5 protein-coding genes are annotated in these 12,995 nt (G+C 28.6%); all 5 read right to left on the bottom strand.

From position 1 onward, the window contains the following. Nucleotides 1–204: 204 nt before the first annotated feature. A complete protein-coding gene (locus N4A55_RS05745) occupies nt 205–2,490 on the bottom strand; it encodes an S-layer homology domain-containing protein (protein ID WP_293754564.1) in 2,286 nt (761 codons plus the stop codon). 155 nt (nt 2,491–2,645) lie between these two features. Further along, nucleotides 2,646–4,799: a hypothetical protein gene (locus tag N4A55_RS05740; RefSeq protein WP_293754563.1), complete on the bottom strand. Its 2,154-nt coding sequence runs from the start codon at nt 4,797–4,799 to the stop codon at nt 2,646–2,648. A 12-nt stretch (nt 4,800–4,811) separates the two neighbouring features. Next, nucleotides 4,812–7,064 (bottom strand): S-layer homology domain-containing protein, encoded by a 2,253-nt coding sequence (locus N4A55_RS05735; RefSeq protein WP_293754561.1) that lies wholly within the window; start codon nt 7,062–7,064, stop codon nt 4,812–4,814. A 103-nt stretch (nt 7,065–7,167) separates the two neighbouring features. Then, nucleotides 7,168–7,944 carry a hypothetical protein gene (locus N4A55_RS05730; protein ID WP_293754560.1) on the bottom strand — a complete coding sequence of 259 codons (777 nt, stop codon included), beginning with the start codon at nt 7,942–7,944 and terminating at the stop codon, nt 7,168–7,170. Between the two features lie 241 nt (nt 7,945–8,185). Next, on the bottom strand, nt 8,186–12,436 hold the full coding sequence (locus N4A55_RS05725; protein WP_293754559.1) for an Ig-like domain-containing protein: 4,251 nt from the start codon (nt 12,434–12,436) through the stop codon (nt 8,186–8,188). Nucleotides 12,437–12,995: the final 559 nt, after the last annotated feature.

Below are 12,995 nucleotides of genomic sequence, written 5' to 3'. Positions count from 1 at the left end.
ACATTATACAATGTATATGTAGCGGAGAAAAGATGTTTATCGTTAGGCATCTTTTTTTCTTGTAAAAAAGTCAGCCTAACTCCTAATGAGTTACACTGACTTTTTTTATGTGTGGGCTAGTCTATTTAACGACAGCCCCCTTTTTTTAAATGTATGCTTAATTACTAAATGTAAATTAGTAATTAAATCTATAAAAATATATTATTATTCTCCATATATAACTTTAGTAGAATATTTATTATTAAGATTTATTGTTTCATTATTACCATAATCAATTAATTTTTTATATCTTATATTATATTCTTTTTCTTTATCAATTACATCAAACTTCAATATAATTGTAGTTGGATCAATATAATTCGCTGTAATAGGTATTTTATTATATTCTAATCCATTTTCGGTATATGTTAATGAGTAATTAGTGTTTAATACATTATTAATATTAAAAGCAATCTCTCTATTAAAACTTAACTTAATAGTATTTTCTCCAATAACTTTTGCCTCTGATATATAAGTATCCATTGACTTAGATACATTATGAGTAAATCTATAATTTTTTATTGATGATTGATAATTCCCCATCGAATCTTTTAAGGATGTTAATATTCTAAAGTTATATATATGAGATTTAATTAATTTTTTATCTTTTGGTAAATAAATCTTAATTAAACTTGAGTCTTCCATATTATTATAATATGCACCAGATGGTATTGCCACAAACGATCTATTAGTAATACCCTGTATTTGGTAATTAGATACAATTTGTGCTGATTGTTGATCTACTGGATCACTGATATATAAGATTAAAGTATTATCATCTTTAGAAATAACTGCATCAATATCTATATCTTTATTACCATAATTAGTACATATAAAAGAGTATTGTTTCTCAATAATTGAAAACTGTCTAGTTATGTCAGTAAGATAATTAACCAAAACATTGTATTGCTTGTTTACCATTAAATTTTCATCTATTGTTAATTGAACTACTCTTCCAGAATTATTACCATCATTTATAACATTTGCATTTGTTACTCTTATCTGTCGTTTATTCTCATCTGTGATACTATAATTATATATTTGTTTTGCTAGAACTGGATTAACTTCTTTATTAAATTTTAATTCTATTGTACGGCTATTTATTGATATACATCCCTCTGCCTCAAAAGTTGCATTATCTTCCACAGAAGATTTAAATTTAACAGAATCCCCCTCGCCATCATTTAATAAAACACCGTAATTACTCGACATATTTCCATCAATGGATAGTTTAAAATACTCTTGTGTCGAAAATACATAGTTTTTTAAATATATTGATATACCATTATCGCATGTAGATAGTTTATTAATTAACATATTACTATTATTACCTTCTACTAATTTTGAATCATTTTGTAAAATAGTGTAAAAAGATGTTTGTAATGCATTATCGTTTATAGGCTGTGTGAAATACACATAAACGATATTTTTACTAACAGGTTCAATTTTACTTATTTTAAAATAATCTGATTTTACCTCATCAGCTCTAAATCCCAATAATGTCCTATTAAAAGAATTAGAAGAATTTCCATTATTATCAATTACTTTATCAATAAGTAACGTATATTCTACATCCATATTCTGTGGTTCAGATGTTTGAATAACATATGTATTTGTTGATTCTTTTCTTGTAATATTATTAATAGTTAACGTCTTAACATTAACTGTCTCGTATAATAAAATATTTTCTGGTGTTAAATTCTGAACAGGTTCATTAAAAGTGACTTCTATAGTTATCTCACTAGTAGCCTCAACACTGGTAATATCTGTTTCCAGTTTATCATCTAATAAATTATAAGTTAGAGCTTTTTCTTTAGTAATAATCATATTATCTACAAACTTTTGTATCATTCTTGTTTTAGTTTTAGTATTTTTCAATTGTAGTGAAGTATATAATATATCTACTACTTTGCCTCTTGTATAATTAGTATTTTCTTTATGACCTGATGTATATCTTATGTCTTTAACAAGATTAACCCCATAAGCAAATTCGAAAACATTACTCCAAGTAAAATCTTCATTATATTTATATCCTAATGCTGTTAAAACTAATTTCAAAAAGGCTTTCTCACCTAATTTATCATTTGGTCTAAATGTATTATCAGAGTATCCATCTATAATATTATTTTTAACACAATAACTAATATATGGAGTAAACCATTCCCCTTTAGATACATCTGAAAAATTAGTGTCATTATACTTGTCTTTGTTATCTAGAACTTCTTTTTCTTCACATAATAATCTTACAATAAATGCTGCAGCTTGACTTCTTGATAACTCCCCATCAAGATCCAAACTTTCACCATTACCTTTTAAAATATTTAATTCAGTTAAAATATTTGCTTTAGTATTTAAACTGGTATTACTCATTTGTGCATAACTAAAATTAACATTAACTATTATTAAACAAAAAATAATAAAACCTGTACATATTCTTTTACCTAATTTCATTATAACCATCCTTTCAATTAATTATTTTTAGCAACATTATAACATTAGTTAGAAATTGCAACAATAGATACTAAAGAAAAACATAGGTTACCCTATGTTTTCCCCTTCCCTTCAAAAAAATTATATATTCGCCTTACTTATGTACAAATATAATTTTATTCTTGTTTAGCTATTCCCCCAAAAATAACCTCTGTATTTGCTTCAATCATATTTCCTGATATGTCTGTAATATTATTAATGATTAATTTGTATACCCTTGCCTTTTGTTCAGGAATTGTTAGTGTGACTGTCTTATTGTCATCATTTAAAATCGCTTTCGCTGGGTACCCTAATTCTTTTATATTATAATTCCTAATATCAGTGGCTAATTCTTTATTTACTTCTTCGTTAAAGATTATCTTTACTGTATATGTATCTATTGCTAAAGCTAATATATTTTTATCAAAAACTTGATCTCCACTGATACCAGCAAATACTAGATGTGTTGTTTCTTTTAAACCTTGATTTAATATATCTTGTACATTTTTATCAATCGTTATTTCATAAATTGAAGTAGACTTCATAGGTGTAGTTGTCAGAATTACTCTGCTATAGTCAACTTTTTTATTTAACTCATTAATTTTAAATTCAGCATCAACAACCATAAGACCATTATTAATACTATAATTGCTAATATCTAATGCAGTACTATTAGCTTCACAATTATAAATTACTTCTATAGTTGTAGATGTTAAAGAATTTACTGCCTTTGCAACTTGATTATCTGGTTTTACTATTCCAGCAACTACAGTATCCTCAGATTTTACCATAATATTTTTCCCATCAGAAATATTATTAACCTCTATGGTATAGATAATATCTTTTTGATTCGTAGTTGTTAAACGAACAATATTGTCATCGTTCAACTCGTTCTTCTCAATTTTAGCACTTAATATATTGAGTTCAGGGGTTATCTTATAATTATTTAAGTCAAGAGCTGTAGTCTCATCTAAAAACATATCTTCCTCAAACACTACATCAATTCCATATCCATCTTTAGATATAGCACTTTTAAGCTTTGGTGCTTTAGTATCTGTACTAATACCAGCAAAAGTTGATTGTTTTGTATTGTCATTAACAGCTCCTGTATATGATGTAATATTTGAAGGTTTAACTGTATAAACTAATCCTGAGTCGATTCCTGTTACATCAAGTAACACTATAGTTTTACTATAATTAACATTTTTCTTCATTTCAAATTCATCAAATCTAACATTAGTAACAACAACATCATTATCTACAATATTATTAATTTCAAAATTAGAAGGAACTAAAGAATCTTTCCTAATATTTCTTGAATTAAATACCAATCTAACTACTTCTCCAGTTATAGCAGTTGCTGATTCTATTTGGGGTTTAATTTCTTGTTTCTTCATTATAGGTACTATGTCCAAACTTTTATCTCTATAAGATATTGTATATATACTACCTAATGTAAGTTCTTCAGTTTTTATTAAAATTGACTTTTCGCTTTTTAATACCTCTATTGATTTAATATCATATTCTTTTGAATCTAACCCATTTATTTTAAAATCTTTATCAATAGGTTCAATAGCTTCATCAAATTCTACCAAAATAGTTGTAGCATCTATAGATGTTGCTGATATCATATTTCCTTTAGGAGATATTTTATATAAACCTGTTCTATCAGCTTTTATGGGATCAATAATATTACTTTCAACTAATAGATTAATTAATACTACACCTTCTTTTGTTTTCAATTCAAGTGCTTCTACTGTTGCTACAGCAATATCCTTATTTGTAAGCTCCTTAACATTAGATATTTTACTTAACCCTTTTTCTTTGGCAAAACTTAATACATTATCCCACATATAGTCTTTTCCAATTTCGTATCCTAATGTTTCAAGTAATACTTTATAATATTCTTTTGCGCTAATGGTTTTATTAGGATTAAATTGATTATTATTGCCAATCCATCCTAATTCTCCATTTTCTTTAAGATAAGCTAATATATTTCTTCCACCTATCCAGTGTACCTGTTTTGCATCAGAGAATGTTTTTTCACCAGAAAATTGTTTAGCTTGTTCCTCTAATCCTTTTAATCTTAAAAAAACAATAGCTGCTTGTAATCTTGTTGTAGGTTGCTGTAAATAATCTTCTGTTATTTTACCTGTACTACCTTTTAAAATGCCTAACTCTCCAGCTATCTCTACTTCTTTATCAATTTCTTTTCCATATACTGTTGTAATATTTGTTAATATTAATGTCATTGATATAATACTAACAATAACTCTCTTTAGTTTTTTCATTATTTTAACTCCCTATTCGTAGTAATTTATTACTTGTGTCTTTTCACCAGATACTGAATAACCAATATTACTAAAATCTTGTATTGTATTTGCTTCAATAGTATAAACAGTCGATTTATTTAGCTTAGAAAAATATAAAACAACATATTTATTATCAATAACAGTAACGGATGAAGGTGTTTGAGAAATTTCGTTGCTACCTTCTTTATGCCTTAAAATATAATTACTAGCTACTGTTGTAGGCGCTACATTAGCTATTTCTGTATTATATTCTACAATAATCGTGTCCTCAGTTACCATTTTAGCGTTATTTATCATTGGCTTCGACCCATCAAATCCTATACCTTCAAATTCTATATCTTTACTACTGGTATTAGGAATAAATGTAGCACTTTTAATGTTTTGATTAAGGGTTAATCTATATTTAAATCCATTTTGATATTTAATACCTACTGGTAACATTAATTTTACCATACTATTATTTTCTTTTTCATTAAAATATACAGCTACAGGTTGAATAGGATTAAATCCTAAGTCATTTACACCAGCAATCAAATAATTAGAAGGTAATATTGCAGTTGTAGCATCCACTGGCTGATTAAAATATACACTAATTTCTCTATTATTAAGTGGATATACTAAATCTGCAGTTAGTTCTTGATGCTCCACATCCATAACATAAACATATGAATCTGTATCATTAATTGAATATTGTCCTAAACTATCTTTTACGTTTTTAATATTTATGGGATAATTTGTATTTCCACGCATAGGCAAAGGAACTCCTATTCTAACAATATTACCTCCATGTTCACCTAATAATTTGGCTTTAATTATAGGTTGTGGATGCCCCTCTGGACTTTTAACAGAATAATTCGTAATATCTTCTGCACTAACACGATCTAATGGTTTATTGAATACAATTTCAATAGTCTGTTTATCTATAGCTGTAGCTGAAACAAATTCTAATTTTTTATTCTCTTTAAATAGTGGAAAAAATTCTAGTGTTTCATTATTTCTATTATTGATGGGAGCTCCTATCCTATCAGAAAGTGATGATTTTGCAACGAGTTCATATTTTTTAGTTAAATCAAATTCATGATTTTTAAGTCTCATAGATATACTTTTTTTATCCTTTGGATTTAATGCTATTTCCATATTAACAGGACTTCCATTTATAATCACTTCACCATTTTGTTTAATTGCATAATAATTTTCTATTGTAGCAACAGCATTAATAGGTTGTGTAAAATATATGTCTATCTGATTTTTACTTATTGGTACAATCTTACTTAAATGAAAATACTCTGATTCAAATTCGACTAAATTGTACCCTTCAAAATCTTTATCTACTGTTTTAATGTTTCCTTCTTTATCAATTATATCTTTAATCATAATATTATATGATATCTTATTTTCTTGCTTATCTGTATCAAGAATCAATTTATCTTTATCCAATTGTTTTATGTTAGAATTTAATCTAGCTGCGTTATCAGTTGTTTTTGAAATAATTATATTTTCTTCTTTTATATCTGTTATTTCTTCATTAAATATAACCTCTATTTGTGTAGAAGAAATTACATTTATTTCTGTTATTATAGAAGGATTTGTATCCATTACAAACCCATATTTCTCTGCAATATTTGCATTAATTATTTTATTATCTACTAATCTTTTTATCACTGATCTATCTTCATCTTTTATTTTCTTATCTAATATATTGTATAATACATTGACAACTTCTTCTCGTTTATAATTGGTATTGTCATTTGTTTTAGTTTTATATGAAATGTCTATTACAATACCTTTTTTATATGCAAAATTAAATAGATTATTCCATGTGAAATCAATATCTTTTTTATACCCTAGTGCCTCTGCAGTGAGTTTAAGAAATGCTCTTTCACTTATTTCTTCCATTGGACGAAATGTTCCATCATTAAATCCATCAATTATTCCTTGTTTAACACAATATCCTACATAAGGTGCATACCAATCCTTTGGTTTTACATCTAAAAAGCCTGTGTTAACGTATGATTTATTATTATCTAATACTAAATTCTCTTTACCTATTATTCTTACTATAAATGTTGTAGCTTCTGCCCTAGTTAGGGTTCCAGAAAGATTATAACCTGAATTATTTCCTTTAATAACCTTAATTTCATTTAGTAAATCAGCTTTAGATTGTACTGTTGTAAGTGAATAGCTTGGTATATTAATAGTAATACATAAAACCATTATACAAAGTACTGTTATTATTTTCTTCAACTCTATTCCCCCTTTTTAATAATGCTTATTATACTTTACCAAATATTATACCATATTTATACAATAATAATATTACATAATTAATACAAAAAAATTAATTAATTTAACGTTTTTTCCCGATTCCTCCGAACATAATTGATTTATTAGAGCTTATATCCTCACCATTAATATTCATCACATTTGTAGCTGAAATAGTGTACAACTCACCTGGAGTTTGTTGACTAGTTATTAAATATACTGACTTATCATAGTACTCTTGATCTTCATCAATACTTACTACCTTATCATCATATACTTGTAAATTATTACCTGATCTATCATATATAATATAATTTTGGTTGTTTTCTGCTGTTTCTTTATCTAGTACATCATTAAAAATAATTTGGACTTTAGTATTTGATACTGGTATACAATCGTATCTATTTACTATAGTTCCACTTCCTAAACCACCAAATTTTGTGATATTATTTCCTTCTTGGATTACTAGTCCTTCAATACTCTGGACTTCCTTTACTGTTACAGTATATAGCTCTCCTGATATTTGTGGTCCTGTAATAAGTCTTACAAGCTTATTAGTTATTAAATGGGCTTCTTTTACATCTAAGCAATTTCCTTTAAGATCTTTAATAATATAGTTATCCTTTACTTCAGCTGAATTCTTGTCTATAGCTATATTGAATGTAATATCAACTGTATCATATTCTTTTACCTCAGCAGTTGGCATTACTCTTAGATAATCATTGGATTCTGGTTTTACATATCCAATTGAAAAAGCATTATCAAATTCAATTATACTTTCAGTAACTAGATAATCAAACTGCTTAACTTTATTAATTTTTGTATCTAGCTCTGACAATCCATTAGTTGAGCCTTTTAACATATTTAATTCCTTACAAATTGTTATATCGGTATTCATTATAGAAGCAAAACATGATGTAGGTTTAATAACTAGTAGCATTAAAAGTAAGTACTAATGAAATTTTTTTTAATATTTTGCTCATTATATTTCTCCTTTGTATTAATTTTATTATCTCATTTAAATATTTATTTTATAAAAAACAACCAACAAGTAAAACTTGTTGGTTGTCTAATAAAATCAATCTTATTTATCAAGTGTATACTTATGGTAAATTTATAACTGCTGATTGTAAAGCATTTCCATTAAGATCACTAACAGTTAATACTGTAGTATCAGCACCTGATACAACAGTGTTTCCAACACCTAAGTTAACAGTTAATTTTGTACCTGAAGCATTCCAAGAAGCTGTAGGATTAGTTCCTAAACTTAAAGGTGGTGTTGTCTTACCATCTGCACAAATTACTAAGCCTAATTCAGTAATAGTATCATTAGCTGTGTTCATTTGCTCTTCAAATGTATAAGTTACACTATTTTCAGTTCCACCAGTAAGATTAACTGTTTGTGCAGTTATTACATCTGTACCACCCGTGCTACCTAAAACTACAGTCATTAAATTTGCACCTGAATTAGTATTTAGTTTATCTATTTCATCCTTTATATTTGCTGCTGTATTATCTGCAGTTGTTATACTTTTAAGTTTAATTCTTAAAGTTTTATTACTATCTTCTTCAGATACAGCGATAGCATCTGTAGTATTAGCTTCAATTATAATCTTATACTCATTTCCTACTACTCCCTTAGCTTTAGAAGTAATTACTAAACCTTGTTCTGCAGTACCGATAGTCTTATTAGCTGCAACTGCACTTACAAATGCTCCAGTTGGAGTTGCTACTGCTGTATCAACGTTAGGTACTGATACTTGGATATAATCTGAATCTTTTACTTCTGATGCTACTTTACTAGCTGTAGTAGTTTTGTCTACTAACTTGTTATCTTTACTTCTTACTTTGAATGTAGTAGCTATTTTAAGAGCTTTATTTAATTCAAATTTGATAGTCTTAGCATCAACAATCTCTTTATCCGCATTAGCAGGAGTTGTTGCTGATAATACTACAATATTATTACTAGCAACTGCTGTACCATCTTCAAATGTACCAACTACATCAAATAACTCTCTTAATTGAACTTCTGTCAACTCAGTATTTGCTACTGCATTTACAGTATTAATTGTTGCCATTTCTTGGTTCAATGTAACTGTAACAACTTTTCTATCATTAGAAACACTTGCTGTAGCAATAGCTGGTTTTGCATGAGATGCATTAGTTCCAGCAACTGTAGCAGTAATATCTTTATCTTGAGCACCTTGTGCATTGCTTACATTTGCAGCATTTTCAATAGTAAGTGTATAAACAACACCTTGTTTCATAGCTTTATTTAAGTAAACTGTATATTCACTTCCATCAGCAGAGCTAACTTTTTCAATTAATTGAACTGGTGTTGCTGTAGAGAAATTATCTCCTGTTGTTGTTGTTGAAAGTTTAGTATTTGCTTCTGCTACAAAATTAGTAACTGGAGTCTTGAATTTAACAGTTAAAGTCATATCATCTTTTGGCATGATATAGTCTATAGATGGTTTACCTTGAGCTACAGAGCTACCTGCAAATTGTGATTTAACTATATTATTTGAAGCATCAACTAATGCCATAGGTACATTACCAGCATTCTTTGGAGCATTAGTTACAAACCATAATTGGTAAACTCTTCCTGCAATTAATGTATCTGAATCTAATGTTAATCTTAATACAGATTTATTATTTGGTAATACTCTCAAGCTAGGAGTTCCTGCAGGTGCAGTTCCTGCTGAAGCATTAAATGATTCACTACCTGTTCCACCAGTAATTCTTACATTAGTTGCTGTAACTGTTTGATTAGCTTGGTCTGCTAAAACACCATTGAAATAAATATCAATAGTTTTATTATCTATTGGCATAATATAATCTACTTTGAATGCTGCAGAAGTAGTCACACCAGCAAATTGAGTTTTAGCTTTTTTAGCATCTGTTTGAGCTGTTCCTCTTTCATTTATAAAGTTATTAGAAGCTGTTGAAATCTCTACATCATATAGAGTTCCACTTACTAAGTCAGTTCCTAAATAAAGAGTTAACTTTTTAGCTTTTTTATCTTGGACTACGCTATCTACAGCTACAGTACTTGATGAATTTGTATTCTTAGCAATTGTAAAATCACCAGATTGAATAGCTGAATCAGCAACTGTAGTATTTAAATATATTTCTACTGTTCTAATATTAGTAGCAACAGCATAGCTTACTTCTGGTTTAACATCTGCACCAACACCTGCAAATGAAGCTGTGTTATCTGAACCAATAACAACACCATCTGCTGATTTAACACCTGTTACAGTAACTTTGTACATAGTGTTGAAACCTTGGTCATTTGTTTTAACTTTTACGATACTTCCATCAGTTTGTACTTCCGCTGATAAACCATATCCTAAATCATTATCAAATTTGTAATTAGCGAAAACTGTAGCAGTTTCAGCATCTACATTCTTATCAAAATCAACATATACATAAGTAACGCCATCTTCAATCTTAGCATATGAACTTACTACTTTAGGTGCAGCTGTATCAAGAGCTAGACCTCCGAATTTAGCTTCATCATAACTTGAATCAATTGTATTTCCTGAAATATCTTTTACATTAGTTATTGTGATTGTATATAACATTCCTGCTTTTTGAGCTTCTGTAGTTAATCTTACAATTTTGTTACCTTTTTGTAATTCTGCAGCAAGAACTGTAAAAGCTTTTCCATCTCTATCTTTAATTGTGTAGTTAGCTATATCATTTGCTGTAGTTGCATCCATTTCTTCTTTAAAGATAACTTCTACAGTAGAATTTGATTTAGCAACTGCAGTTTGTTCAACTTTAGGAGCAGTTGTATCTTTAGCCATTCCACCGAACTTAGCTTCTTTATTAGAAGAATCAACAACTACACCATCAATATTATTAACATTTGCAACTGTTATTGTATATAATTCTCCTGCTTTTTGCTCTGCAGTTGTTAAATATACAGATTTGTTATAGTTAGTAGCATCTTCATCTTTAGTAACAACTTTTGCTTCAAGTACTACTAAAGCATTTCCACTTCTATCTTTAATAGTATAGTTAGAAATATCTTCTGCAGTATCTTTATCTAATTCTTGGTCAAATAATACTTGAACTTTAGTATTAGATTTAGCAATAGCTGTTTGAGTTACTTTAGCTGCTGCTAATTTAGAAACTCCACCAAATCTAGCTACATTATCACTAGTTCCTACTGCTAAACCTTCTAAGTTATATACATTAGAAACTGTTATTGTATATAATTCTCCTGCTTTTTGCTCTGCAGTTGTAAGTCTTACTGTACTATCAGCAGTTAATTCTGCATTTTCTACAGCTAAAACGTTATTATTTCTATCTTTGATTGTATAGTTAGCAGCAACTTCTGCTGTAGCTTTATCCATTACATCATCAAAAGAAATATCTGCAGTTTTGTATCCTTTAGCAACAGCTGTAGCTGTAACTTTTGGAGCAGTTGTATCTGCAGCTAAACCAACATAATCAAAACTCTTATCACCATATGTGATAGTATATTTTAAGTTCTTAGTATGAACTGCTGTTTTAATTCTAACATCTTTTGCACCATATAAAACTACGTCTTCAATATCTAATGCATTATCTTTCTCATCTACGATAGAAAAAGCTTCTACACCAGGAACTACTTCTGTATCTTCTTTTAAAGTTAACTTTACATAAGAAGCATTCATTGCTTGAGCTGATTTAATAACTAAATTAGCTATTACAGGCTCTTCATAACCTAATTCTTTAGCAACTTCTACATCAGTAATTGCTTCATCTTCAACTAAAACTTGGATAAGTTTAGCACCATCTTTAGTTTCAGCTTTTAAAGTTTCAACTGTTACTGCTGCTACATCAGCCATAGTTAATTTTTCAGCATCTGCTGCAACTACTAAGTTTTTCTCTTCAGCGAATGTCATAACATCTTCCCATTCGAAGTCTTCGCCTTGAGTATAACCTAATGTTTCAAGCATTACTTTGTAATATTCTTGAACTGTCATCATACCATTAGGATCAAATTCTTCTCCACGACCTAACCATCCTAATTCTGGATTAGCTTTTAAATAAGCTAATGCTGCTCTTCCAGCAACCCAAGTCATTTCTTCTGCATCAGCAAATGTTTCAGTTCCTTCAAATGCTAAAGCTTCGTCTTCTAATCCTCTTAATCTTAATGACATAAGAGCAAGTTTCCATCTTGGGCTTTCTGTACCAAGATACTCTTCTGTTACTCCGTCACCATCGCCTTTGATTAATTCTAAGGCTTCACAAATATCTGCATCAGTCTTAGTATCTTCAGCAGCAAATGATACAGTAAATGTTGATACGATCATTGCTAATGAAAGGACTAATGCAAAAACTTTTTTTAAGTTTTTCATTAATATTTCTCCTCCTTTTAATTTGCTTCTAAATTGGAAAGGTTATCCACCTTTCAAGCACATGGTAAATTATAGCACTACATTATTTTCCAGTCAATATAATATCTTCATATGTAACAAATCTGTAATAGAGTTTTTACATGAAAATCTTATATAATATGGATAATACTGTAACTTAATCTATTATATAACATTATTATCCATTAATACAAGCTTTTTCCTACATTGTAATATTACCGTAATATACAATAATATTTTTTTGCAACTATATTAAAAGTATATAAAATCATACTACTAATTTCATATATAAAACCCTCAATTTATACATTAATCGGATAGGAGTAAAAGTTAAATAACTTTTCCGACCTTCCACGGCACCGTACGTACGGGTCTCGTATACGGCGCCTCCTAAGTTTATGCTCTGACAAGTTTGTAGTAATCTGAAAAGAATTGATATCCCTGCTTTCTCAAGCGGTTATCAGTAATAGAGCAATTCAGTATTTGGCTACCGGCTACTTGCCAGTAGCCTTTTCTGGTATTCGCATACTTTATTGCGTTT

It is taken from the genome of Vallitalea sp. (assembly GCF_025211055.1).
Classification (GTDB): Bacteria; Bacillota; Clostridia; order Lachnospirales; family Vallitaleaceae; genus Vallitalea.
Note: the sequence above shows the minus strand (reverse complement) of the source record. Positions and strands in the feature narration are given on the sequence as shown.